Here is a 24,328-nt window from a genome sequence, read left to right as displayed (position 1 = left end):
GTCGTTCCTGTCGCACCGCGGTCTTCTCCCGCACCCGCGCGGTGCAGGCCCACCCGCGCCGTGCTCGGCGCGGGTTCTCGCGAACGAGGCGGGGTCAGGCGGCGATCAGCCCCAGACGGGTCAGCCACTCACGGACCATCGGGACCACCCGGCCGTGGACCAGGTCGTCCCAGGTCCAACGGATCACCATGATTCCCATCCTCCGGAGGGCATCCTCGCGATCCTTCTCGCGACGCATCGCCTCGAACGGCGTCTCGCCGGGCCGCAGGTGCTTCTGGTACTTGACCATCCCGTCGAACTCGCCGACCAGGACGTCGCGCCATGCGAAGTCGGTGCGTGCGACCAACCGGCCGTCGTCGTCGACGAATTCCCGTTGCAGATCGTCGACGGGCAACCCGGCGTCGATCATCTGCGCGCGGCCCCACGGCTCACCGGGGTTCTCCGCGCGTCCGTCGGCGTGCCGGAGGGCGCGCCGCGCAGGCCCCACCCCACGTCGGGCGGCCAGCAGCATCCCGGCCATGCGGTCGCGGTCGGCGCCGAGCCGCAGGGCCGAGTCGAACACGGCGAGCGCGCCGGCGAACCCCATCGCCGATGTGCACGCCACGTCGACGGCGGTTCGCTCCAGCGACGTCACCCGGACCCCGTCGCGGACCAGGATGTCGCCCGTGCCGAGGTCGACCTCATGCTCGTGACGTGTCGGTGTGTGGTGTGCACCTGTGCCGATCCCGACGCCGAGGTGCACGCGCTCCAGGTCGGGGCGGAGCATCTCGAGGCCCAGGACGGTCGCGGCCGACTGGTGGCTGAGGACGGCGTCGGGGCAGATCGCCGCCACCGCGATCGCCGCGAGTCGGTGGTGTTCGCGCGGTCTGCGGTTCACGGCGACTGCGAACGCACCGCGGGTCAGTCGGACCAGCTGGCCGCGGGCGACCGCCTGCGCCAACTCGCTGTCACTGACACCGGCCGCGACGGCGTGACTGCGGAGCACGATCCCGTGCCGATCGATGGGGATGTTCAGCATGCTGATTGGACGTTCCGGCCACCCGTTCGGATCCATGCCGGCACGAATTCGTGTCGAGCAAGAGAACCCGCGCGAAGCTCGACGCGGGTGGGCCTGCCGGGCACGGGTCAGCGAGCACAGCGCGGGACCGCACGAATGGCGCGGGTGCTGCCGCTCGGCCCCGAACCCGCGTCGAACGAGCGAACCCGCGCCGAACACGACGCGGGTTCGCGGGAAGGACGCGGGTTCGCGCCGGCGCGGCGACTACATGCCGGCGGGAGGCGAGGCGTAGCAGAAGATCGCGCCCATGGGGTCCTTGGCGGAGGCGAGGGTGCCGTACGGGGTGTCCTCGCCGGCCATCATCACCTCGCCGCCGAGCTGGGTGACCTGTGCGGTCGCGGCGGCGACGTCGTCGACCATGATGTACACCTGCCAGAACGACGGGGCCTCGGCCGGCAGGAGCGTCGCGGCGTCCATGATCCCGCCGTATCCCGTCTCCCCGAACATCATCTGCGAGTAGCGATCCGGCCCGACGGCGTCCGGATCTCCGCCGGTGCCGACCTCGAGGAGTGAGACGCCGGTGACCGCCGGGTAGAACGCCGTCGACGCCGCGTAGTCCTTGGTCAGACAGTCGAACCAGTAGGGCGCACCGTGCTCGCCCCAACTGGTGAAACCGAGGTGCTCGTCGGGCTGCCAGAACCCGATGGCCGCGCCGGCCGGGTCGGACACGAGGACCATCGTCCCCTCGGTCCCGACCGCCATCGGCGGGAACAGCACCTGGGCGCCGGCCTTCTCCGCGGCCGCGGTGGTCGCTGCCGCGTCGGTGGTGTGCAGGTACACCGACCACACGTCGGAGGGAACGCCGGCTCCGTCCATCACCGGACTCATCCCGGCGATGCGTCGGCCGTTGCGTGTGAAGTTCTGGTACCCACCGAACTCCGGGCGGGGCGCCTCGACCTGCCACCCGAACAACCCGCCGTAGAAGTCGGCGGCTCGCGCGGGGTCGGAACTCATCAGGTCGAACCAGATGGGCGCACCGGCGGGTGCGGAGTAGTCGGTCACGGCGGATCTCCTCGCAGTCGGGTGGTCACCGGTACAGACCGGGCCGGACGCGAGAAATCATCGCAGGGGTCAGGTCGCGGGGGTCAGAGATAGCCGTCGGGATCGTCGGACGGGCCGTGCGGCGGGATGATGCCCTCGGCGACCCCGTGATCGATGCTGGCCGAGAGCCGTCCACAGGTCGGTGTCATCGCAGGGTTTCCACCCGACTCGCGCACCGCGCGGAGCTCGGTGCACCCCGCACGCGCCTGGGCCGTCCACTGGACGCTCGTCTGCGACGGCGACATCTTCTTCACCAGGACACAGGAGTGGCAGGCCCGGCACTCGATCTCGTGCAGGCCGCCGTCGAGATAGTGCGACCGGTCGCGCCGGGTGTGCTCGGCCACCAGCTGTTGGCGTTCGGGGTCGTCGGCGAAGGTTGGGGCCTTCGCCCACCCCTGCGCCTCCACCGAGCGGGTCATCTCAGACCTTCGCGGCGTCGTTGGTCGCCGACAGCTTCTCCTGCTCGGCCCGCACCGAGGCCTCGGTGTCCTCGCCCTCGGCCTTGCGGCGCAGGTTGTCCTCGACCTCGATGCCCCAGTTCTCCAAGGCCTTGGTGGTGTCGATCTCGTACTCGAACCGCTGCGTCATCTCCTCGGTGACGTCGGCCTTGTCGACGTAGAACTGCTCATACCAGCGGCGCAGCTGGTAGACCGGCCCGTCCTCCTCGACGAGGAGGGGGTTGTCGATGCGGCTCTTGTGCTTCCAGATCTCGACGTCCTGCAGGAACCCGACCTCGACGCCCTCGGCGATCTTGGCGGCCATCCCGGTCGCCTGCTCGGTGGTGAGGCCCGCAGGCTTCTTCGCCATGACGCCGAACATCAGCACGAACGAGTTGTTGTCGATCGGGTAGTGGCAGTTGGTGAGGATCGTCTCGATGGCGTACTCGCCATAGGTCTGATGCATCGGGTTCAGCATGTAGGCGGGGCCGTAGTACGCCGCGATGGAGCGCAGGTAGCTGTCGCCGTAGGCGGACGTCAGCTCGATGTCCGGCCGGCCGCGGGAGTTCATGTACTGCGCGGCGGTCTCACCCTCGAAGACGTTCTTGAAGTAGTCGGGCAGGGCGTAGTGGATGTAGAAGAAGTGCGCCATGTCGACGACGTTGTCGATGATCTCGCGGCAGTTGGAGCCCTCGATGACGATGCGGTTCCACGTCCAGTCGGTCCACTCGTCGGTGGCGTACTCGGCGATCTCGGGGATCACGACGTCCTCGGGCGGCGGGTCGCCCTCGGGGTCGTTGTAGACGAACAGCTGCCCGTTGCGGATCATCGTCGGCCAGGCCCGCGTCTTGGCGAGCTTCGGTGCGCGCTTCGCGTAGGGCACGCCGGCGCAGCGGCCGTTGCCCTTCCAGCGCCAGTCGTGGAACGGGCACGCGATGTTCCCGTCCTTCACGCTGCCCTGCGACAGGTCGCCGCCCATGTGCCGGCAGTACGCGTCGAGGATCTTGATCTCGCCGGTCTGGTCACCCCAGACGACGAGCTTGGTGCCGAAAGCCTGTACCGCGTGCGGCTTCTCGTCGGTGAACTCCGATGCCAGACCGAGGCAGTGCCAGCCGCGGGCGAATCGCGTGGGTGGGGTCCCGGTGTCGATCTCGCGGACCGCCACGTCGTCCTGCGATGTGGTCATCGCCTACCTCCTCCTGGCCGACGCGGGCGCCGACGGTGCTGCCGATACGAGAACATGTTACAAAAACCGGCGTTTCGACGCCACTGGTATCGCTTCCGTTTCCCGCTCTGACGAGGCCGAACGCACCGACCTCGACACAAACGAGAACGTGTTCTAATATTGGCCATCGTACAGCCCCGACACGGAGGAGTTCAGGCGATGTCGCAGCGGAGTGAGGCCGGCGCAGAGGTCCTGGAGAGGATCACCGCGCTGCTCCCGGAGATCGAGAAGCGCGCGCAGGAGTGCGAGGACCAGCGTCGCATCCCGGTCGAGACGATCGACAGCCTGGACGAGGTCGGCTTCTTCAAGCTGGTCCAGCCCGCGCAGTGGGGTGGTTACGAGGTCGACCCGGTCACCTACTACGAGGCCGTCCGTCGGATCGCGAGCGCCTGCGGCTCGACCGGGTGGGTCTCGTCGATCCTCGGCATCCACAACTGGCACCTCGCCCTGTTCCCGCAGCAGGCGCAGGAGGAGGTCTGGGGCGAGGATCCCACGACCCGCATCGGCTCCTCGTACGCCCCGATGGGCATGGGCGAGGTCGTCGACGGCGGCTACAAGGTCAACGGGGAATGGCACTGGTCCTCCGGATGCGATCACGCGCAGTGGACCTTCGTCGGGGGGCCGGTGTTCAAGAACGGCAAGCCCGTCGACTTCGTCAGCTTCCTGCTGCCGCGCAGCGACTACGAGATCCGCGACGTCTGGCACGTCGCCGGACTCAAGGGCACCGGGTCGAACACCCTCGTCGTGAAGGACGCCTTCGTCCCGTCGCACCGGATGCTCAGCTTCAAGGCCATGGCCACAGGGACGGCTCCGGGGCTGGAGAACAACACCGCGCCGGTCTACAGGATGCCCTGGGGCACCGTGCATCCGACCGTCATCTCCACCCCGGTCGTCGGCATGGGCTACGGCGCCTACGACGCACACGTGGAGGCCCAGGGCAAGCGCGTCCGTGCCGCCTACGCCGGTGAGAAGGCGAAGGACGACCCGTTCGGCAAGGTCCGGATCGCCGAGGCCGCCAGCGACATCGACGCCGCGTGGCGTCAGCTGTCGGGCAACGTGCAGGACGAGTACGACTGCATCCTCGCCGGCAAGGAGGTCCCGATGGAGATGCGCCTGCGCGCCCGTCGCGACCAGGTGCGGGCGTCGCAGCGGTCCATCTCCGCCATCGACCGGCTCTTCGAGGCCGCCGGAGCCCGCGCACTCGACAGCGACCAGCCGCTGCAGCGGTTCTGGCGCGATGCCCACGCCGGACGCGTCCACGCCGCCAACGACGCCGAACGCGCCTACCAGGCCTACGCCAACGGCGAGTTCGGCATCCCCATCGGCGACACGATGGTCTGAGGCGCGCCGCGCCCGGACACGATGGTCTGGGCGCCTTCGCCTCTCCCGCGCCGACTGCCCCCACGACGACGGAAACGGTTCCCGTATGACTGCGTCCTGCCCCATCTCTTCGCTCGGCTACATGCGGATCGAGGCCACCGACGTCGCCGCCTGGCGGGAGTACGGCCTCAAGGTCCTCGGGATGATCGAGGGCAAGGGTGTCGTCGACGGCGCGCTGTACCTGCGCATGGACGACTTCCCGGCCCGGCTGGTCATCGTCCCCGGCGAGCACGACAGGCTCGCCTCGGCCGGGTGGGAGTGCCCGGATGCCGCTGCGCTGCAGGACGTCCGCGATCGCCTCTCGGCGGCCGGCGTCGTCTACCGCGAGGCCAAGGACGAGGAGCTGGTCGACCGGCAGGTCGTCGAGATGATCGTCTTCTCCGACCCCAGCGGTCATGTGCTCGAGGCGTTCCACGGTGTGGCGCTGCAGCACAGGCGCATCGTGAGCCCGTACGGGCACCGCTTCGTCACCGAGGACCAGGGCCTGGGGCACGTCGTCCTGACCACCGACGACGACCGGGCCGCACTCGAGTTCTACCGCGACGTCCTCGGCTTCAAGCTGCGCGACTCCATGCGACTGCCGCCGCAGGCCGTCGGTCGCAACGAGGGTGACGAGGTGCCGTGGCTGCGGTTCCTCGGCTGCAACCCGCGCCACCACAGCCTGGCGTTCCTGCCCATCCCGAACAGCACCGGCATCGTGCACCTCATGGTGGAGGTCGAGAACTCCGACGACGTCGGTCTCGCCCACGACCGCGCCCTGCGCAAGAAGGTGCCGATGTCGGCGACCCTGGGCCGCCACGTCAACGACCTCATGCTGTCCTTCTACATGAAGACCCCCGGCGGCTTCGACATCGAGTTCGGCTGCGAGGGACGCACCGTCGACGACAGCGCCTGGGTCGCGCGGGAGAGCACCGCGGTGAGCCTGTGGGGCCACGATTTCTCGGTGGGACTGAAGAGTTCCTGAGCCGACTGCCATGACCCACGTCTCGCTCGGTACCGCCGACTTCGATCCTCGTCAGTTCCGGACCGCGATGGGGCAGTTCTGCACCGGCGTCACGGTCATCACCACGCTGAACGACGCCGACGAACCGGTGGGGTTCGCCTGCCAGTCCTTCGCCGCGCTCTCTCTCGACCCGCCCCTGGTCCTGTTCTGCCCGCAGAAGACCTCACGGAGCTGGAAGGTCATCGAGTCCGCCGGACGATTCTGCGTCAACGTCCTCTCCAACCACCAGCAACAGGTGAGCGCCGTGTTCGGCGCGCCCGGCGAGGACAAGTTCCGGACCGTCGAGTGGGACCCGTCGCCGAGCGGCCTGCCCGTCATCAAGCGCAGCCTCACGTGGATGGACTGCACCGTCGACCGCGTCGAGGACGGCGGCGACCACTTCGTCGTCATCGGTCGTGTGCAGACGTTGGGAGAGGTGTTGCAGGACAAGCCGCTGTTGTTCTACCGGGGCGGGTACCTGTCAACCGAACACCCCCGTGTCACGCCGGCGCAGGCCGAGCTCGAGAACTTCCTCACCTGGACCGGAGGGGACACATGGCTGTGACCGCACCCGAGACGACCACCGCGCCGGTCGACGAGGCCGACCTCACCGCGGGCCTGTCGGAGGCGATCCGGGAGGCGGAACGCCGCATCGCGACCGCGGAGTTCATCCGCTCCGACGTCGACCGTGCCGAGGGGTACACCTATCTCGCACAGTGCATCGCCGCGATCATGCAGCTCGCGTGGGCGCGCAACCACTCCCACCCGCACTTCGTCACGGCCACCGGACCGTGGACGAAGATGGGCCTCGACAACCCCGACACCCTGTACTGGAGTGCCGATCTCGAGCCGGACGGCCACTACCTCGTCCGCGGCCGTCGCGGGACGACCGCCGATCTCAGCTTCCAGGTGATCGCCGGACACTACGACGCCGACACCGTCCCGAACGGGGACACCGCCTTCGACGACCGCCGCCTCACCCTCGCCGACGACGGGACGTTCGCCTTCACCCTCGGACCCGAGGGGGCCGCCACCGCCGGCACCGACCACTTCGTCCTGCCCGACGGCGCCACCACCCTCGCGGTCCGGGAGGTGTACTCCGACTGGACCGCGACCCGCGGGTCGATCGCCATCGAGCGCATCGACACCGTCGGCACCGCGCCCGTCGAACCCGACATGGCCCTGTTGCGCAAACGGTACCGGGTGGCCGGCAAGATGCTGCTGTCCCGCATCGACACCTGGTTCAACTTCCCGAAGTGGTTCTACCTCGACCTGCCGGTCAACACGCTGACCGAGCCGCGGCAGACCCCCGGGGGGCTCGCGACGCAGTACTCGTCCGTCGGGCATTTCGACCTCGCCGACGACCAGGCGATCGTCATCACGGTCCCGAGGTCGGATGCGCCCTATCAGGGGTTCCAACTGGGCAGTCTCTGGTACATCTCGCTCGACTACGTCCACCACCAGACGAGCCTCAACTCCCATCAGGCCCAGGTCGACCCGGACGGGATGATCCGCATGGTGGTGTCGCACAGCGACCCCGGCGTCGCGAACTGGATCGAGACGACCGGGCGGACGCGCGGGATCATGCAGTTCCGCTGGCAGCGCGTCGACGAGCCCGTCACCGAGGGCCCGACCGCGGTCGTCGTGCCGGTCGCCGACGTCGCCGACCATCTGCCCTTCCACGACCACAACACCATCGACGCCGACGGGTGGCGTGATCGCATCGCGGCGCGGCAGCGCGCCTTCGCCGACCGGATGCTCGGATGAGCGGACTCCTCGACGGGAAGGTGGTCGTCGTCAGCGGTGTCGGCCCCGGACTGGGGCGGTCGATCGCGGTGCAGTCCGCGCACGCCGGTGCCGCGGTGGTGCTGGCCGCCCGCACCGAGTCGCGCCTGCGGGACGTCGCCGCCGAGATCGACGGCATCGGCGGCCGGTCCCTGGTCGTCCCCACCGACATCACCGACGACGCGCAGGTGCAGCGTCTCGTGGAGACGACGGTCTCCGAGCTCGGCCGCGTGGACGCGCTGGTCAACAACGCCTTCGCGCTGCCGTCCATGAAACCGCTGGCACGCACGGACTTCGAGCAGATCACCGCCAGTCTGGAGTTGACGGTGCTGGGTGGTCTCCGCGTCACCAAGGCCTTCACCGACGCACTGGCGGACGCCGCCGGCGCCGTGGTCATGATCAACTCGATGGTGCTGCGGCACAGCGAACCCCGCTACGGCAGTTACAAGCTGGCCAAGGCGGCGTTGCTGGCGATGTCGCAGACGCTCGCCACCGAGCTCGGCGAGAAGCAGATCCGGGTCAACTCCGTCGCACCGGGATACATCTGGGACGACCAGCTGCAGTGGTACTTCGGCGAGATCGCGAAGAAGTACGAGATCTCACCGGACGACGTCTACGCCGACACCGCGAAGAACTCGGATCTGAAGAGGTTGCCGGAGCCGGACGAGATCGCCCGCGCCGTCGTGTTCCTCGCGTCGGACTGGGCCAGCGCGATCACCGGCCAGACCCTCGACGTCAACTGCGGGGAGTACCACGCATGACCCGAGTACCACGCATGACAGGCCACGCATGATCCACGAGGAGACGCGATGACCCCACGCACCGACGTCGGCACGGTCGAGGACCTGCACGCCTCCGCTTCCCGGGCCACCGGTCTCGAGGACTTCGGCGCCGACGACCCGGTCGAGGCGCTCGGGGTCCTGCTCGACTCCTACCGGGGTGAGGCCGGGCTGACCGAGCTCGGCAGCAAGATGTCGCGGTTCTTCCTGAAAGGGGCCCTGGTCGCGCGCCTGCTCAGCGAGAAGGCGTTCACCGACCACCCCGATCTCGCCGACATCGACGTCGAGCGACCGATCTTCGTGACCGGACTGCCCCGCACCGGGACCACGGCGCTGCATCGTCTGCTGACCGCCGACCCGGCGCATCAGGGCCTGGAGATGTGGCTGACCGAGTACCCCCAGCCCAGGCCACCCCGGGACACCTGGGAATCGAACCCGGTGTACCAGGCCATCACGGCGAACTTCGCCCAGCACCACGTCGAGAACCCGGAGTTCATGGGCCTGCACTACATGAGCGCCGATGATGTCGAGGAGTGCTGGCAGCTGTTGCGGCAGACGCTCAAGTCGATCTCGTACGAGTCGCTGGCGTACCTGCCGTCGTACTCGCGGTGGCTCGACGGCCAGGACTGGACCGACGCCTACCGTCGGCACAAGCGGAACCTGCAGCTGATCGGGTCCCCGGACCGCGAGAAGCGCTGGGTGCTCAAGAATCCCAGCCATCTGTTCGCCATCGACGAACTGCTGTCGGTCTACCCCGACGCGATCATCGTCCAGACCCACCGCGCCCCACGCACGATCGTCGCGTCCATGTGTTCGCTCGCGGAGAGCGCCACCGAGGGGTGGTCGACGACCTTCGTCGGCGAGACGATCGGGGCGACCCAACTCGAGTTGTGGTCACGCGGTCTGCGGCGTTTCGCCGATGCACGGGCACGCCACGACGCCGCGCACTTCGTCGACGTCGACTTCGACGACCTCCGACGTGATCCGGTCGCCGTCGTCGAGGGGATCTACTCCGCGGCGGGTATCCCGTTCAGCGACGCTGCGCGCGAGGCAGTCACGGCGATGGACGCCGACAGCAAGAAGGGGCCCCGCGCCCCGAAGCACGAGTACAGCCTGGCCGATTACGGCCTGACCACGGAGATGGTGGACGAGACGTTCGACGGTCTGGTGCCGACGAGCTGACCGCCCGTCAGTCTCCCGGGGACGCCGGAGCACCCCACTCGGTGCACCAGGCCGCCAGTTGCGCCGCGGACACCGCGTGCACGATGCGTCCCAGCCCCACCCAGGCGTGCGCGGCCGCACACATGGGACAGTGCTCCCCGGACGTGAACACCGTTGCCGCGGAACGCTCGTCGGGAGTGAGGTTCTCCTCCGCCCAGAGCGCGGCGGCGAGTTCCGGATGGCGGGTGGCGTCGCCGCCGCCGACGCGGTTGCGATCGGTGAACACGATCCGTCCGGTGCGGTCCACCAGAACGGACCCGAACGGCTCGTCCCCGGCGTCCAGGGCCTCACGCGCCAACCCGACGCACCGTCGCAGGTGCACGAGGTCGTCGTCGGTGATCGCCACCAGCGCAGGATAGGTCAGAACTCACCCCCTCGACGTCGCCTCGGGCCCCAGCACCCCCAGGAGCGCGAGGGCGTCGGCGTCGGACGAACCGACGGGGGCGGTGCAGGGCACGAGATGCTGGTCGACCTCCGGGATCGCGAGCACGTCGCAGTCGACGGTCACGTCGCCGACGGCACGATGCCGGAACGTCTTGCGCAGCATCGTCGGGACCTCGACGTCCTGCCGCCCCCACAGCCGCGCGAACTCCTCGCTGCCCTCGGACAGTTCGGCGATCAGCTCCCGGACGCTGTCGTCGCGGGGGTAGCGGGTGGCGGCCACGCGCAGCTGCATCACGGCGCCCTGACGGAAATCCTGGAGATCGGACACGCCGTACAGGGGCGACCGGTCCGGATCCGGCGGCAGGAACGCCCGCCGTGCCAGGTTGCGGTCGGCCGGCGCGACGGCCTCGAAGTCGTCCATGAGCGCTCGGGCCAGGTCGTTCCAGGCGAGGACGTCGTAGATCGCCGAGATGACGAAACCCGCGGTGAGCGGAAGTCGGTCGAGGAGTGCACGGATGCTCGGCCGCACGTCGCGCGACACCAGTCCGTCGCGTGGTGGGGTCGTGTCCGTCAGGTCGTGCAGATGATCGGTCTCCGCCACGGTGAGGCGCAGGGCGCGCGCGATCGCAGACACCACCTCGACCGACGGGCGGGGTGCGCGAGCCTGTTCGAGTCGGACGTAGTACTCGGTGGAGATGTGGGCGAGGACGGCGACCTCCTCGCGTCGCAGGCCCGGCGTGCGCCGCCGGGCACCTGATGCCATGCCCACGTCCTCCGGGCGCAGTCGCGCGCGACGACTGCGGAGGAAGGCGGCCAGTCCGGCGGAGTCCATCGGCCCAGTGTGCCGCGGCGTCACAGGGGAAGGGTGGTACCGCCTGTACCTGGCTGTGGTGCCGGATCCGGTCGGAGACTGGCGACATGACCGAGACATCGAGATCCACCACGACATCCACCCGCGCAGGCCTCCTGGAGGGCAAGGCCGCGCTGATCACCGGGGCGAGCCGGGGGATCGGCGAGGCGGCCGCCCGGCTCTTCGCCGAGGAGGGGGCGTCGGTGGTGCTGGCCGCGCGCGGGGTCGACACCCTGGATCGCGTCGTCGATGAGATCCGGGCCGACGGTGGTGTGGCCCATGCCGTCTCACTGGACCTCGCCGACAGCGACTCGATCCGATCGGCGGTGGCCCACGTCGAGGACCTCCACGGACGTCTCGACGTCGCGTTCAACAACGCCGCGACCATCCAACAGCCCGGTCCGCTCGACGCCACCGGCGACGACGACATCGACATGCAGTTCGCGGTCAACTTCCGCGCCCAGTGGATCGCCATGCGGGTGCAGGCCGAGGCGATACGGCGGGTCGGTGCCGGCGCGATCGTGAACACGTCGAGCATCGGCAGCCGACGCGCCAACCCCGCACTGCCGGCCTACGGGGCGATGAAGCGCGCGCTCAACAGCCTCACCGAGACCGCCGCGGTGACGTGGGCACCGGAGGGCATCCGGGTCAACGGCATCGCGCCCGGAGGCACCGACACCGCGATGATCGACGAGTGGGAGGACGCGACGCCGGGCGTGCGGGCCGGCATCGTCGCGTCGATCCCTCTGGGACGGATGGCCGCCCCGCGCGAAATCGCGGAGGTGGCGGCGTGGCTGCTGAGCGACCGCGCGTCCTACGTGACCGGTGCCGTCGTCCCGGTCGACGGCGGCGCCGGGGCCTGACGGGTGTCCGTCGCCCGGTCAGGAACCGGTCGGCAGGACCGGTTCTGGGCCCGGTCGTTGGAACAGGAACCCCTGGGCCTGAGGGCAGTTCATCTCGACGAGCGCCTGTCGTTGCCGGGCCGTCTCGATGCCCTCGGCGATCACGACGAGCCCGTTGGCCGCGCCGTGCTCGACGAGTCCCCGCAGGAGATGGTCCACGGCGGGCGTGCCCAGTGACGCCGTCAGCGAGGCGTCCAGTTTGAACCCGTCGATCGACCAGTGCACCAACCGGGACAGCGACGACCATCCCCGACCGAGATCGTCGACGACGACGTGGACACCCAGGCCGCGCAACGTGTCGAGGGCGTCGCGGGTGTGCAGGTCGTCGCCGACCGTCGACTCGATGATCTCCACGGCCAGGCGGTCGGTGGGCACGGAGGCCCCGCGGACGGTCTCGATGAGCCGCTCGAGCCGGGCCGGTCGGTGGAGGTGCCCGCCCTCGATGTTGACGTGGAGCAGCAGGTCGTCGCCGATGGTCGACTCGTGTGCTCGCATCATGTCGCTCGACGCGCGCAGGATGTCGAGGTCGATGTCGAGCATGATGTCCGTCGCGCGTACGGCGGGCAGGAAGTGCGCGGGGGTCAGGACGCCGTGCACCGGGTGGACCCACCGACTGAGCGCCTCGAAGCCCCGGACGGCACCGTCGGACGGGTCGACGATGGCCTGGAACCACGGCTGGATCTCGCCTCTCGACAGCGCCGCGGCGACGTCGTCGAGGCCGGTGTCGTCGGGGAGGCGCGTGCGGTCCCGCTGCAGTTCGAGTTGCTCCTCGATCACCTTCGCGTACTTCTGCAGCAGTGTCACGTCGGACGCCGACACGGTGTGGGGGACCGCGTCGGTCAGGCACAGCGTCCCGACCGCGGTGTGCTCCCGACTGAACAGCGGGACGCCCACGTAGGTCCGCAGCCCCGCGGCACTCAGCGGCGAGGCGAGGGACGGGTCGACCGATGTCGACTGGGCGTCCCCGATGACCAGCGGCTGGGCGCTGTCGACGACGGCGCGGCACATGGTCGCCGACCGGTCCACGATGAGACCGACGCTGTCGGGGTCGCCGAAGGCGGCGAGCACGTACTGGTGGTGTTCGTCGAGGATGTGCAGGCGGGCCTGCGAGAAACCGACGGCCAGGGCCGCGAGTTCGAGGGTGGTGGACAGGTTGGCGCTGACGGCACCGTCACCGAGGTAATTGGTGGCGTGCCCGAAGCGCGACGCCCCACCCTGTGTCATCAGGCGAATGGTAGTCGCGGGACGCTGGGGACTGTCACGAATCAGGCATGCGTGTGCAGGTTCCTCCTACAGGCCTGCGGCGGTCTCGATCGCCGCCGCGTGGGTCCACGGGCGGTTGAGGAGGAGCGTCGTCGCGTGGGCGCGCTTGAAGAACAACTGGACGTCGTGTTCCCAGGTGATGCCGATGCCGCCGTGCATCTGGACGGCCTCGCCGGCCACGGCGGTCACGGTGTCCGAACACAGCATGCGCGCCGCCGCCACGGCCTCGTCGACGTCGAGACTGTCGCGGACGAGGGCGTCGACGGCGTCGTAGGACACCGACCGCGCCGTCTCGACCGCGGCGAACATGTCCGCCATGCGGTGCTTGAGGGCCTGGAACGACCCGATCGGCCGCCCGAACTGGGTACGGGTGGACGTGTACTCCACGGTCCGCTGCAGCGCCGCGGACGCGACACCGACCTGTTCCGCGCTCAGCGCAACCGCCCCGACGGCGAGCAGACGCTCGACGAGGTCGGCGGGTGCCGCGATCGGGGTCGACGGGGTCTCGTCGAACGAGATGCTCGCCATCGACCGGGTGGGGTCCATGACGGGGACGGGGCGTCGGGTGACCCCGTCGGCGTCGGCGGCGACCTCGTGCAGGGTCGTCTGCCCGCCCGCGCGGGCGATCACCAGCAGCACGTCCGCGAACTCGCCGTCGAGCACGTAGTGCGCTGTCCCGGTGAGCAACCCACCGGTGGCGGTCACACCACCGCGTCCCCACCCCGCCTCGTCGGCCCAGCACAGTGCCGCGACGGTCTCGCCCTCGGCCATGGCCGGGAGAAGGCGGTCGCAGGCGTCGTCGTCGCGACTGTGGAGCAGGGCCTGCGTCGCGAGCACCGCGGATCCGAGCATCGGCACCGCGGCGAGGGTGCGGCCCAGCTCCTCGACGACGATGTGGGTCTCGACAAGGCTCGCGCCCACACCGCCGAACCGTTCCGGGATCGACAACGCCGCGACGCCCACCTGCCCGCTCAGGGTGGCCCACAGGTCCCGATCGGTACGGGGCGTGGCCGCCATCGCCGACCGGAGACGATCGGGACCGGCCTGACGGCGCAGCACGTCGGCCACCGACGCCCGCAACGCGGCCTGTTCCTCGGTGTCGATCCCGGGGGAGTACAGCGGCGGGGCCTGCGGCTCGGGGGTGCTCATGGGGCGATCGCCTCCAGGACCCGCCGGCGATGGACCGCGGGCGTCCCCCACGCGGTGAGCAGCGCGCGCGTCTTCGTCAGGTACAGCGACAGGTCGTGTTCCCGGGTGTAGCCGATCGCACCGAGGGTCTGCAGACCCGTGCGGGCGGCGAGGTCGGCCGCCTGTCCACAGGCGATCTTCGCCGCCGAGACGTCCCGGCGGGCGTCGACGGGGACCGCGTGACCGTCGCTCGTGGGTCGGTCGACGGCGAGCGCGGCGCCGTGGAGCAACGGGCGCGCCATCTCGACGGCGATCGCCACGTCGGCGAGGTGGTGTTTGACGGCCTGGAACGAGCCGATCGGACGGCCGAACTGGGTACGGGAACGTGCGTGGTCCGAGGCCATGGCGAGCATCCCCGACGCCAGGCCGAGCAGCTGCGCCGCCGTCGCCAGTGCGCCGAGATCGGTGGCGCGGTCGCCGTCGACACCCTCGGCGAGCACGTCGGTCTGCTCCACGTCGGACACGGTGCGCGCGGGGTCCACGGACCGGTGGGTGGTGGCCGGAGACGCGGTCGCCAGCACCCCGTCGCGCAGGAGGAACACCGCCGATGACAGGCCGACGTCGGCGGCTCGAGGAGCGGCCGGCGCGACGGCGATCGTCGCCGGGCCGCCGTCCAGGACGCCTTCGAGCAGATCGGACCGCCCGGCGGCGGCGAGGACCGTGGGCACCACGGCGATGGCCTCCGCCACCGGTCCGGGGACGCAGTGACGCCCCAGCTGCTCGACCGCGACGACCATCTCGACGGCCCCGGCGCCCATCCCGCCTGACTCCTCGTCGACCAGGAGCGCGGGCACGCCGGTCTCGGCGAGCCGCGACCACACCGCGGCGGTCGGCTGGGTGTCGCCGTCGACGAGGGCGCGCACCACCTTCGTGACGTCGGCGCGGGTGAGCATCGCGTCGATGCTCCCGGCGAGATCGCTGTGTTCGGTGTCCAGCAGGAATCTCATCGGTCCCCCCGGGGCAGCCCGAGCAGGCGCTCACCGATCACGTTGCGTTGGATCTCGTTGGTCCCGGCGTAGATCGGCCCCGACAGCGAGAACAGGTAGCCGTCCAGCCATCCGGCGTCGTCGGCGTCGGCGATCTCGGCGTCCGGGCCGAGCAGGTCGAGTGCGGTCGCATGGGTCGCGATGTCCCACTCCGACCAGAACACCTTGTTGATCGACGACTCCATCCCCAGCTTCCCGCCGTCGAGGAGCCGACTGACCGTGGCGTAGGTGGACAATTCGTAGGCGCGCGAGCCGATCCAGGCGTCGACGACGCGGTCGGCGGCGTCGGCCGGGAGGTCGTCGCGATCGCGCGAACGACCCCACAGCGCGAGGAGGCGATCGGTCGCGGCGAGGAAGCGACCCGGAGAGCGCAACGACAGACCACGTTCGTTCGCCGCCGTGCTCATGGCGATCCGCCACCCGTCGTTCGCCGTGCCGATCACCCCCGACTCACCGGGAGAATCGGGATCGTCGGGGACGAAGACGTTGTCGAGGAACAGCTCGGCGAAACCGGGTTCGCCGTCGAGCTGGTCGATGGGGCGGACGGTCACGCCCTCGGCGCGCAGATCGAACATGAAGTAGGTCAGGCCCCGATGCCGCGTCGCGTCGGGATCGGACCGGAACAGGCCGAATCCGCGGTCGGCGAAACTGGACCGGGAACTCCACGTCTTCTGACCGTTGAGCAGCCACCCGCCGTCGGTCCGCACCGCCGTCGATCGCAGCGACGCGAGGTCGCTGCCGGCCTCGGGCTCGCTCCATGCCTGCCCCCAGATGTCGTCGGCGCGGGCCATCCGGGGCATGATCGCGGCCAGTTGCTCGGGGTGGGCGTGCTCGAACAGGGTGGGGGCCAGCAGGAAGATGCCGTTCTGGCTGACGCGGCCCGGTGCGCCGCTGCGGTGGTACTCCTCCTCGAAGACGAGCCAGTGCACGAGATCGGCGTCGCGGCCGCCGAACTCCTCCGGCCAGCTCACCACCGACCATCGGGCGTCGGCCATCCGCCGCTCCCAGTCACGGTGGGCCTCGAACCCTTCGGCGGAGTCCATCGACGGCAGTGGGGTCGCGGGGACGTTGTCTCGCAACCACTCCCGCACCTGCGACCGGAACTCGACGACCTCGGGGTCGAAGTCGAGATCCATCAGGAGTCCCCGCCCGCACTGGCCTTCATGGACTTCGCGTCCATACCGCCCAGCGAGTCGCCGGCGGACTCGGCGTTGGCGCTGTGCGCGAAGTGGTGCCAGCCGAAGACGGAGTCCATGGCGGTGCGCAGCCCCATCTGGTCCTCGCAGATGTTGACGGCCTTCTTGCACAGCGCGAGTCCCAGCTGCGGCATCTCGACGATCTGTGCGGCGATCCCGTCGACGGTCGACTGCAGCTCCGCACGGGGGACGACGTGGTTGACCATGCCCCATCTCTCGGCCTGTTCGGCGGTGAAGCGCTTGCCCGTGAACAGCAGCTCCTTCGCCCGGCGCGGACCGAGCACGAACGCGTGGGCGAAGTACTCGACGCCGGGGATGCCCATGCGGGCCACCGGATCGGAGAAGAACGCGTCGTCGGAGGCGACGATGAAGTCGCAGATCCAGGCGAGCATGAGGCCGCCCGCGATGCACGCCCCGTGGACCTGGGCGATCACCGGCTTGGGGATCTCGCGCCACCGACGGCACATGCCGACGTACACCTCGATCTCGCGCGCCAGACGCTGGTCGCCGCCGCTGCGATCGGTGTGGTCCCAGTACAGCGACGCCGTGTTGGGATACCGGACATGGAAGTCCCGCTCGGGGGTGCCGATGTCGTGGCCGGCGGAGAAGTGCTTGCCGTTCGCGCGCAGCACGATGACCTTCACCGCGGCGTCGTCGACAGCCCGTACGAAGGCGGCGTCGAGCGAGTACGTCATGACCGAGTTCTGGGCGTTGCGGTACTCGGGTCGGTTCAGCGTCACGTAGGCCACGCCGTCGGCGACCTCGTAGGCCACCGGGGTGGAGTCGGACGTCAGCTCGTCCCCGGTCAGAGGCGCGGGGATGGGGGTGTCGGACACATCTCGGAGGGTACCTAGCAAGTGCTTGGTTGGTAAAGCTGCCCACCGGGTTGACGCACGTCGAGACCGGCCCCTAGATTCACCATCACATAGTCGAACACGACGTCGACAATTCGACACCAGGGAGGTGGCCGTGCGCGGCTACGAGATCTCGCACCTCGCCGCCCTCGAAGCGGAGTCGGTCCACATCTTCCGCGAGGTCGCCGCCGTGTTCGAGCGCCCCGGCATGCTGTTCTCCGGTGGCAAGGACTCGGTCGTGATGTTCCACATCGCGCGCAAGGCGTTCTGGCCTGCGCCGGTGCCGTTCCCGCTGATGCACGTCGACACCGGACACAACTTCGACGAGGTGATCGCCTACCGCGACCGCGTGGTGGCCCAGACCGGTGTGCGTCTGGTGGTGTCGTCGGTCCAGGACGACATCGACGCCGGGCGCGTGGTCGAACAGACCGGACGCGGGGCGAGCCGCAACCGCCTGCAGACCGCGGCACTGCTGCGGGGCATCACCGAGAACCGGTTCGACGCGGTGTTCGGCGGGGCCCGCCGCGACGAGGAGAAGGCCCGGGCGAAGGAGCGGGTGTTCAGCTTCCGGGACCGGTTCGGCGCGTGGGATCCCCGAGCGCAGCGACCCGAGCTGTGGAACCTCTACAACGGACGCCACGCACCGGGCGAGCACATCCGGGTCTTCCCGCTCAGCAACTGGACCGAGCTCGACATCTGGCAGTACATCGGCGCCGAGCAGATCGATCTCCCGCCGATCTACTACGCCCATGAGCGCGAGGTGATCCCCCGTGACGGGATGCTGCTGGCGCGCACCCGCTTCCTGCAGCCCGAGGACGGTGAGCAGACGCGCACCGAGACGGTCCGGTTCCGGACCGTCGGTGACGCGACCTGTACGGGGTGCGTCCTGTCCACCGCGACGACGGTGGCCGAGGTGATCGACGAGGTCGCGGCGACCCGCCTGACCGAACGGGGTGCGACCCGCGCCGACGACCGGATCTCGGAGTCGGGCATGGAGGATCGCAAGAAAGAGGGGTACTTCTGATGACCGCGGTCGACCACCGGGCACCCGGCACCGAACGTGCGGGCAAGGAACTCCTGCGACTGGCGACCGCCGGGAGCGTCGACGACGGCAAGTCGACACTGATCGGACGCCTGCTCTACGACTCGAAGTCGATCTTCACCGACCAGATGGAGTCCATCGAGCGCACCAGCGCCGAACGTGGTGACGACTACGCGAACCTCGCGCTGCTCACCGACGGTCTGCGCGCGGAGCGCGAGCAGGGGATCACCATCGATGTCGCCTACCGCTACTTCGCGACACCGCGCCGCAAGTTCATCGTCGCCGACACCCCGGGCCACGTGCAGTACACGCGGAACATGGTCACCGGCGCCTCCACCGCCGACCTGGCGATCGTCCTCATCGACGCGCGCAAGGGGGTGCTGGAGCAGACGCGCCGGCACGCGTTCCTCTCGTCGCTGCTGGGCATCCCGCACCTCACGCTCGCGGTGAACAAGATGGACCTCGTCGACTACTCGCAGGAGCGCTTCGACGAGATCCGCGCCGAGTTCGCGGCGTTCGCCTCGAAGCTCACCGTCGGGGACCTGACGTTCATCCCGGTGTCGGCGCTGCACGGCGACAACGTCGTCGACCGCTCGGAGGCCATGCCCTGGTTCCACGGCACGCCGCTGCTGCACCACCTCGAGGAGGTCCACATCGCCTCGGACCGGAACCTCATCGACGCGCGCCTGCCCGTGCAGTACGTCATCCGACCGCAGCGTGCGGACGGGTCCGACCACCGCGGGTACGCGGGCACCGTCGCCGGTGGGGTGTTCCGACCCGGCGACGACGTGGTGGTGCTCCCCGGTGGGTTCACGTCGACGATCTCCGAGATCTGGGGTCCTGGAGGGACTCCCGTCGCCGAGGCGTTCCCGCCGATGGCGGTGTCGATGGCACTCACCGACGAGATCGACATCTCGCGCGGGGAGATGATCGCGCGGCCGAACAACCGTCCCTGGGTGGGCCGCGACGTCGACGCGATGGTCTGCTGGTTCTCCGACGCGACCACCCTGCGGGAGGGGAACCGTTACGTCATCGCCTCCTCGACGACGCAGTCGCGGGCGCAGGTGTCGACGGTCGAATACCGCCTCGACGTCAACAGCCTGCACCGCGACGAGTCCGCGGAGTCGTTGTCGCTGAACGAGATCGGTCGGGTCACCCTGCACTCGCAGCAGCCGCTCATGTTCGACGCGTACCGGCGCAACCGCGAGACGGGCAGCTTCATCCTCGTCGACGAGGCCACCCACCAGACGGTCGGCGCGGGGATGATCACCGGTCCGGTGAGCCGTGAGGCGACCATCGTCTGGCACGGGTCGAAGGTGACGCCCGACCAGCGGCCGTACCCCGGCGCGACCATCTGGCTGACGGGCCTGTCGGGTTCGGGGAAGAGTTCGCTGGCCGTCGAGCTCGAGCGGCGCCTCGTCGCGTCCGGGCGGCCGGCGTACCTGATGGACGGGGACAACCTGCGTCACGGCCTCAACGCCGACCTGGGCTTCGGCGACGCCGACCGTCGCGAGAACATCCGCCGCACCGGTGAGGTGGCCGCGTTGTTCGCCGATTCCGGCGCGGTTGCCATAGTGTCGCTGATCAGTCCGTTCGCCGCCGAACGGCAGCGCGCCCGCGACATCCACGGCGCCCGCGGACTGACCTTCCACGAGGTCTTCGTCGACACACCGCTGGAGGAATGTGAACGCCGCGATCCCAAGGGCCTCTACGCCCGCGCCCGTCGAGGTGAGGTCAGGAACTTCACCGGCATCGACTCCGCGTACGAACGGCCGACCGCGGCGGACCTCGTGGTGACCCCCGAGGACGGCTCCCCGGGCGACGTGGCCGACGCGATCATCCGCGACCTCGGCCTGTGACGGCCGACGCACGGTTGGCGGGCGAACTCGCCGCGGCCGCCGGGGAACTGCTGGTGCGGCTGCGGTCCGAGGACGGACTGTCGGGGAAGGCGCTCGGCGCCGCGGGCGACGAACAGGCCAACGACCTCCTCCTCGCGCGTCTGCGCGAGGAACGTCCCGACGACGCCGTGCTGTCGGAGGAGTCCTCCGACGACCGCCGACGTCTCGCCGCCGACCGCGTGTGGATCGTCGATCCCCTCGACGGGACACGGGAGTTCGGCATGCCCGACCGCGCCGACTGGGCCGTGCACGTGGCCCTCTGGCACGCCGGGTCGGGCCTGGTGGCGGGGGCGGTCGCGCTGCCCGACCTCGGCGTCACCTACACCACCGACCAGGAGCGGATCGACCCCGTCGCGGGTTTGCTGCCCGAGCGCACGACGGACCGTCCGCGGGTCGTTGTCAGCGCGTCGCGACCGCAGGCCCTGGCCGACCCGGTCGCGTCCGCCGTCGGCGGGGACGTCGTGAACCTCGGCTCCGCGGGGGCGAAGACCATGGCCGTCGTGCGCGGTGAGGCCGACGTCTACGTGCACTCCGGTGGTCAGTACGAGTGGGATTCGGCCGCGCCGGTCGCCGTCGCCCGCGCCGTGGGCCTGTGGTGCAGTCGCGTCGACGGGTCGCCGTTGGAGTACAACCGCGACGACGTCTACCTCCCCGACCTGCTCGTGTGCCGCGCGGATCTCAAGGACGCCGTCCTCGACGCGATCAGCTGACGCCGCGGCCCGGCTCGTCTGCGCCGTCTGCCGGACGCATCAGCAGACCCTGCGGGCCCGGGTCGTCCGCGGCAGCCGCCGTGAACGCCGTGATGTGACCGCCGAGCTCGGCGAAGGCCGTGCCGGCACCGGCTGTCGCCGTGTCGACGACGAGTTGTGCGAGCTCCGCCGCCGGCATCGACATCGCGTCGTCGGCGATGCGCAGGTCGACGAGTGCGCCGGTGCCGTCGACGACGACGGTGACCCGGTCGTCGTCGTCGCTGTGTTCCACGCGGATGGCGGAGATGTTCTCCGACGTCGACTGCAGGCGGTCGAGCGCGCGACGGGCACTCGCCTCGATGTCGTCGAAGGTGATCGGGAACCGCGGCGGCATCGGGGCCGAGTCGGGCAGAGGTGCCCGGGGCGGGAAGTCCTGGCCGCTCATGCGCGTCGCATCCATGTGCTCGGTTCCTCGTCGTCGAAGAAGTCGTCCACCTGACGGTCGAGTGCGGCCACGTCGCGATCGGTCGGGAGCTGGAGGTAGGACACGGCCTCGAGGGGGTGGCCCTGCGCCAGCAACTCGGCGCGATGTGCCGCCCCCGCCCGCGCCCCGGCCTGACGGCACAGCAGCAGGATGGTGCGCGCGAGCCGTGTCGCCGAGCGGTCCATCTCGGACGGTTCGATGTGGATCGAGGTGGGGAGACCCTGCATGGTCGTGCGCACCTCGACCGAGCCGGTGGGGGTCGCCGCGCGTCCGACCGTGGGCAGCGCGACCTCCTCGTCCCCGGCGGGGCCGTCGGTGCCGTCGCTGTCGCTGTCCGACGCACCGGCCTTCTCGTCGGCCTGCGGGTCGTCGTCCCAGTCGTCGTCGGGGTACCAGTCGGGTTCGGGGTGGCGTCGCACGCGCCCATGATGGCATTGCACGAGTGTCCGGGCAGGAGGTGTCGGGGGCTTGTCCACAGGCGCCGTGGCACAGAGATGTCGGACGGGATGGAACCGATCGGCGGTGCTCCGCGTCCTACGACATGAGCAACCGTTCGAGATGATGAAGATCTCTAACGATCGTGTGGAAGACCCGTCCGGAGTCGGATAGGCTCCACCCGGGCGTCGGACAGGCGTCCGACGCTACGTCGAGACCAGGGGGTCGTACCACGATGACGAATCTCTCCGTCGAGCCCGACGCGATCCGCGCATACGGGACCACGGTGTCCGCGGTCGGCGCGGCGATCGACAGCGCCGGGGCCATGGACCTCGCGGCCAACGTCGCGGTCATGGTGCCCGTGTTCGGCCTCATCGGGCAGGACTTCCTCGCCAGTTTCGGCGGGGCGCAGTTCGCCAACGCGGTGTCGACGGCCGCGCTGGTCGCCGTCCACCAGGGCAGTGCCGCATCGGCGTTCGCCTCCGCTGCGAACTACGAGGGCACCGACGGCGACACCCGCCACGCGCTGAACTCGGCGAGCACGCCGCTGTGACCGAGGGTGCGGGCCACGCGCCGGCACCCGGACACGGCCCCACAGTTCTGGACATGCTGGAGCACAGCGGCGTCGCGCCGCTGCTCCACATGCCGGTTGGCGACATCCTGGGCAAACACCTCGGCCTCCCGCCGTTGCCCCCGATGCCGCAGATGCCTCCGCTGCCCGCCATGCCGCCGCTGCCGACGATCGACCTCGCGTCGCTGTTCAGGCCGCTGACCGACCTGCTGTCCGGATTCGGTTCGGGGTCGATGGCGAATGCCCCCTTCGACCCGACCCAGCTCTTCGACGGGCTGCAGAAGGCGTTCGAGAGCGTCTTCGGCGTCCTGTCGCAGGCGATGTCGACGGTCATGCCGCTGTGGGCGGGGGCCGGCGGGTCCGCGGCCATGGCGACCGGGACACAGGCCAACGTCAACAACGTCGAGACCGGCGGTCAGAGCGCGGACATCTCGCGCATCGTCGCGACCGCGACCGCGACGGTCGGCAAGGGTGTCGCGCTGCTGCAGGGTGTCATCGCCAGCTTCGCGGCGTCGCTCGCCCCTCTCATCCCGGCGGCGATCACGCCCATCGGGCAGGCCGGCATCATCGCGTCGGCCACCGCACATCTCAGTGAAGGTCTCGCGGTGGTGGCCGAGACCCGTGCGGAACTGACCGCGCACACCGCCAACATGACCTTCGCGGGCCACCCCGTCCCGATCACCGCGGCGCCGCAGGCCGCCGCCGCGGTCCCGGGGATGGCCTCGTCGGCGGTCCAGGCCGTCACCAGCCCGGTGCAGTCGATCATGGGTGCCGTGGGTGGGGGTGGCATCGGCGGTGGACTGGGCCGCGCCTCGCTGTCCGGCCGCCTCGCCGCCGCCTCGGACAAGCTCGACGTCCGCGCCGAGACAGCCGGGCCCGGCCCCGGTGGCGGTGGTCCCGGAGGGGGCGCCGGCGGCGCTGCGGGGTTCGGTGGGGTCGGCGGTCTCGGTGGCGCCGGGGGCGGGGCGAACGCCCCACTCGGCACCCGTCCCGCCGACGCGCCGATCGGACCCACACGCGCCGGTGGGTCGGCCTCGAACCAGGACGAGGTGGTCACCGGGCGCACCGCCACCACGACGACGAGCGCGGTCGGTCCCGCCGGGATGCCGATGGGCGCGGCGGGTGCCGGGGCGTCGGCCTCGAGCAGCAGTGCCCATGCGGCCGACCGGGAGACCTCGGTGGACGCCCGCCACGCCGACGAGGTGGTCGGTGAGAGCCCCAGCGCTGCGCCATCGGTGCTCGGTGGTGTCGAACCGAGTGCCGCACAGTCGGTCTGGGACAGCCCCGACGAGCTCGACAGCTGACCATCCATCGTCCCGAAGGAGAACTCATGAGTGACATCGCCGTCGACCCGGCCCACCTGCGCAAGGCCGTGAGCCGTCTCGAGGCCATCGCCGCCGAGCTCGAGCGCACGGTCGCGACCCACGGCGACGACCTGCGGACCGCACCCGCCGGCTCCGACGAGGTCTCGCGTGCGGCCTCGGCGTCGTTCACCGCGTCCGCGGACTCCTTCGACGCCGAGATCGTCAAGGGTGTCGCGGGTATCCGCGACGTCGCCGCCGCGCTGCGTGACGGGTCCGCGACCATCGCGACGACCGACGCCACGGTCGCGTCGGAGCTCTCCGGACTCTGAGTTCCGGATCGCCTGTGCGCGTGACTGATCGCTGATAGCTGATCGC

At 70.1% G+C, this 24,328-nt stretch carries 25 protein-coding genes and 1 pseudogene; 13 read left to right on the top strand and 13 right to left on the bottom strand.

Going from position 1 to position 24,328, the window contains the following annotated elements; translation table 11 throughout:
- Nucleotides 1-94: 94 nt before the first annotated feature.
- The 4 genes from LX14_RS03515 to LX14_RS03500 all read right to left on the bottom strand — a co-directional run bounded on the left by LX14_RS03515 (nucleotide 95) and on the right by LX14_RS03500 (nucleotide 3,721).
- Entirely contained in the window at nucleotides 95-1,018 is a 924-nt protein-coding gene (locus LX14_RS03515) for a type IV toxin-antitoxin system AbiEi family antitoxin domain-containing protein (RefSeq protein ID WP_253645885.1), read from the bottom strand.
- Between the two features lie 243 nt (nucleotides 1,019-1,261).
- Nucleotides 1,262-2,059, bottom strand: a complete 798-nt coding sequence (locus LX14_RS03510; RefSeq protein WP_253645884.1) for a VOC family protein — start codon at nucleotides 2,057-2,059, stop codon at nucleotides 1,262-1,264.
- An 83-nt stretch (nucleotides 2,060-2,142) separates the two neighbouring features.
- Nucleotides 2,143-2,517, bottom strand: coding sequence for a hypothetical protein (locus LX14_RS03505; RefSeq protein WP_253645883.1), 375 nt, complete (start codon nucleotides 2,515-2,517; stop codon nucleotides 2,143-2,145).
- A gap of 1 nt (nucleotide 2,518) precedes the next feature.
- Nucleotides 2,519-3,721 carry a 3-ketosteroid-9-alpha-monooxygenase, oxygenase component gene (locus LX14_RS03500; protein ID WP_253645882.1) on the bottom strand — a complete coding sequence of 401 codons (1,203 nt, stop codon included), beginning with the start codon at nucleotides 3,719-3,721 and terminating at the stop codon, nucleotides 2,519-2,521.
- Between the two features lie 198 nt (nucleotides 3,722-3,919).
- On the opposite strand from LX14_RS03500, the gene hsaA reads away from it, so the two are divergent.
- From hsaA to LX14_RS03470, 6 genes are all read left to right on the top strand, one after another.
- Nucleotides 3,920-5,101 carry a 3-hydroxy-9,10-secoandrosta-1,3,5(10)-triene-9,17-dione monooxygenase oxygenase subunit gene (hsaA, locus tag LX14_RS03495; RefSeq protein ID WP_253645881.1) on the top strand — a complete coding sequence of 394 codons (1,182 nt, stop codon included), beginning with the start codon at nucleotides 3,920-3,922 and terminating at the stop codon, nucleotides 5,099-5,101.
- Between the two features lie 85 nt (nucleotides 5,102-5,186).
- The gene (gene hsaC, locus LX14_RS03490; RefSeq protein ID WP_253645880.1) at nucleotides 5,187-6,104 is read left to right on the top strand and encodes an iron-dependent extradiol dioxygenase HsaC; all 918 of its coding nucleotides are present in this window, start codon (nucleotides 5,187-5,189) and stop codon (nucleotides 6,102-6,104) included.
- A 10-nt stretch (nucleotides 6,105-6,114) separates the two neighbouring features.
- The gene (gene hsaB / locus LX14_RS03485; RefSeq protein ID WP_253645879.1) at nucleotides 6,115-6,687 is read left to right on the top strand and encodes a 3-hydroxy-9,10-secoandrosta-1,3,5(10)-triene-9,17-dione monooxygenase reductase subunit; all 573 of its coding nucleotides are present in this window, start codon (nucleotides 6,115-6,117) and stop codon (nucleotides 6,685-6,687) included.
- Nucleotides 6,678-7,889: a hypothetical protein gene (locus LX14_RS03480; RefSeq protein WP_253645878.1), complete on the top strand. Its 1,212-nt coding sequence runs from the start codon at nucleotides 6,678-6,680 to the stop codon at nucleotides 7,887-7,889. The genes hsaB and LX14_RS03480 overlap by 10 nt, the downstream gene beginning before the upstream one ends.
- Entirely contained in the window at nucleotides 7,886-8,668 is a 783-nt protein-coding gene (locus LX14_RS03475; RefSeq protein WP_253645877.1) for an SDR family oxidoreductase, read from the top strand. The genes LX14_RS03480 and LX14_RS03475 overlap by 4 nt, the downstream gene beginning before the upstream one ends.
- 48 nt (nucleotides 8,669-8,716) lie before the next feature.
- Complete coding sequence (locus tag LX14_RS03470) at nucleotides 8,717-9,868, top strand: sulfotransferase family protein (protein ID WP_253645876.1); 1,152 nt, start codon at nucleotides 8,717-8,719, stop codon at nucleotides 9,866-9,868.
- A 16-nt stretch (nucleotides 9,869-9,884) separates the two neighbouring features.
- Here the strand turns inward: LX14_RS03470 and LX14_RS03465 are convergent.
- Nucleotides 9,885-10,253, bottom strand: a pseudogene (locus LX14_RS03465) (nucleoside deaminase); the annotation flags it as partial.
- A gap of 21 nt (nucleotides 10,254-10,274) precedes the next feature.
- The gene (locus tag LX14_RS03460; RefSeq protein ID WP_253645875.1) at nucleotides 10,275-11,123 is read right to left on the bottom strand and encodes a helix-turn-helix transcriptional regulator; all 849 of its coding nucleotides are present in this window, start codon (nucleotides 11,121-11,123) and stop codon (nucleotides 10,275-10,277) included.
- An 86-nt stretch (nucleotides 11,124-11,209) separates the two neighbouring features.
- On the opposite strand from LX14_RS03460, the gene LX14_RS03455 reads away from it, so the two are divergent.
- Nucleotides 11,210-12,004 (top strand): SDR family NAD(P)-dependent oxidoreductase, encoded by a 795-nt coding sequence (locus tag LX14_RS03455; protein WP_253645874.1) that lies wholly within the window; start codon nucleotides 11,210-11,212, stop codon nucleotides 12,002-12,004.
- 18 nt (nucleotides 12,005-12,022) lie between these two features.
- Here LX14_RS03455 and LX14_RS03450 read toward each other — a convergent pair whose 3' ends face one another.
- The 5 genes from LX14_RS03450 to LX14_RS03430 all read right to left on the bottom strand — a co-directional run bounded on the left by LX14_RS03450 (nucleotide 12,023) and on the right by LX14_RS03430 (nucleotide 17,512).
- Complete coding sequence (locus LX14_RS03450) at nucleotides 12,023-13,267, bottom strand: sensor domain-containing phosphodiesterase (RefSeq protein WP_253645873.1); 1,245 nt, start codon at nucleotides 13,265-13,267, stop codon at nucleotides 12,023-12,025.
- A gap of 66 nt (nucleotides 13,268-13,333) precedes the next feature.
- A complete protein-coding gene (locus LX14_RS03445) occupies nucleotides 13,334-14,455 on the bottom strand; it encodes an acyl-CoA dehydrogenase family protein (protein WP_253645872.1) in 1,122 nt (373 codons plus the stop codon).
- Nucleotides 14,452-15,441 (bottom strand): acyl-CoA dehydrogenase family protein, encoded by a 990-nt coding sequence (locus LX14_RS03440; protein WP_253645871.1) that lies wholly within the window; start codon nucleotides 15,439-15,441, stop codon nucleotides 14,452-14,454. The genes LX14_RS03445 and LX14_RS03440 overlap by 4 nt, the downstream gene beginning before the upstream one ends.
- The gene (locus LX14_RS03435; RefSeq protein WP_253645870.1) at nucleotides 15,438-16,616 is read right to left on the bottom strand and encodes an acyl-CoA dehydrogenase family protein; all 1,179 of its coding nucleotides are present in this window, start codon (nucleotides 16,614-16,616) and stop codon (nucleotides 15,438-15,440) included. Before LX14_RS03435 ends, LX14_RS03440 begins: the two co-directional genes overlap by 4 nt.
- On the bottom strand, nucleotides 16,616-17,512 hold the full coding sequence (locus LX14_RS03430; RefSeq protein ID WP_253645869.1) for an enoyl-CoA hydratase: 897 nt from the start codon (nucleotides 17,510-17,512) through the stop codon (nucleotides 16,616-16,618). Before LX14_RS03430 ends, LX14_RS03435 begins: the two co-directional genes overlap by 1 nt.
- 127 nt (nucleotides 17,513-17,639) lie before the next feature.
- On the opposite strand from LX14_RS03430, the gene cysD reads away from it, so the two are divergent.
- Genes cysD through LX14_RS03415 form a run of 3 tightly spaced genes read left to right on the top strand, consistent with a single transcriptional unit; the run spans nucleotide 17,640 to nucleotide 21,180 of the window.
- The gene (gene cysD / locus LX14_RS03425; protein WP_253645868.1) at nucleotides 17,640-18,554 is read left to right on the top strand and encodes a sulfate adenylyltransferase subunit CysD; all 915 of its coding nucleotides are present in this window, start codon (nucleotides 17,640-17,642) and stop codon (nucleotides 18,552-18,554) included.
- Nucleotides 18,554-20,431 (top strand): adenylyl-sulfate kinase, encoded by a 1,878-nt coding sequence (cysC, locus tag LX14_RS03420; RefSeq protein WP_253645867.1) that lies wholly within the window; start codon nucleotides 18,554-18,556, stop codon nucleotides 20,429-20,431. The genes cysD and cysC overlap by 1 nt, the downstream gene beginning before the upstream one ends.
- On the top strand, nucleotides 20,428-21,180 hold the full coding sequence (locus LX14_RS03415) for a 3'(2'),5'-bisphosphate nucleotidase CysQ (protein ID WP_253645866.1): 753 nt from the start codon (nucleotides 20,428-20,430) through the stop codon (nucleotides 21,178-21,180). The genes cysC and LX14_RS03415 overlap by 4 nt, the downstream gene beginning before the upstream one ends.
- Here LX14_RS03415 and LX14_RS03410 read toward each other — a convergent pair.
- Together LX14_RS03410 and LX14_RS03405 are read right to left on the bottom strand one after the other, a co-directional pair.
- The gene (locus LX14_RS03410) at nucleotides 21,173-21,619 is read right to left on the bottom strand and encodes a YbaB/EbfC family nucleoid-associated protein (RefSeq protein ID WP_253645865.1); all 447 of its coding nucleotides are present in this window, start codon (nucleotides 21,617-21,619) and stop codon (nucleotides 21,173-21,175) included. The two genes, LX14_RS03415 and LX14_RS03410, sit on opposite strands and share 8 nt — an antisense overlap.
- Nucleotides 21,601-22,062, bottom strand: a complete 462-nt coding sequence (locus tag LX14_RS03405; RefSeq protein WP_253645864.1) for a hypothetical protein — start codon at nucleotides 22,060-22,062, stop codon at nucleotides 21,601-21,603. Before LX14_RS03405 ends, LX14_RS03410 begins: the two co-directional genes overlap by 19 nt.
- Before the next feature lie 251 nt (nucleotides 22,063-22,313).
- On the opposite strand from LX14_RS03405, the gene LX14_RS03400 reads away from it, so the two are divergent.
- Genes LX14_RS03400 through LX14_RS03390 form a run of 3 tightly spaced genes read left to right on the top strand, consistent with a single transcriptional unit; the run spans nucleotide 22,314 to nucleotide 24,282 of the window.
- Nucleotides 22,314-22,631, top strand: a complete 318-nt coding sequence (locus LX14_RS03400; protein ID WP_253645863.1) for a type VII secretion target — start codon at nucleotides 22,314-22,316, stop codon at nucleotides 22,629-22,631.
- Nucleotides 22,632-22,684: 53 nt separating this feature from the next.
- Entirely contained in the window at nucleotides 22,685-23,953 is a 1,269-nt protein-coding gene (locus tag LX14_RS20595; protein ID WP_301283151.1) for a hypothetical protein, read from the top strand.
- Between the two features lie 26 nt (nucleotides 23,954-23,979).
- A complete protein-coding gene (locus LX14_RS03390; protein WP_253645862.1) occupies nucleotides 23,980-24,282 on the top strand; it encodes a PE domain-containing protein in 303 nt (100 codons plus the stop codon).
- Nucleotides 24,283-24,328 lie beyond the last annotated feature (46 nt).

It is taken from the genome of Williamsia deligens, assembly GCF_024171765.1.
GTDB classification, from domain to species: Bacteria; Actinomycetota; Actinomycetes; order Mycobacteriales; family Mycobacteriaceae; genus Williamsia_A; species Williamsia_A deligens.
The sequence above is the reverse complement of the archived record's forward strand: the minus strand, read 5'-3'. Positions and strand labels throughout refer to the sequence as shown.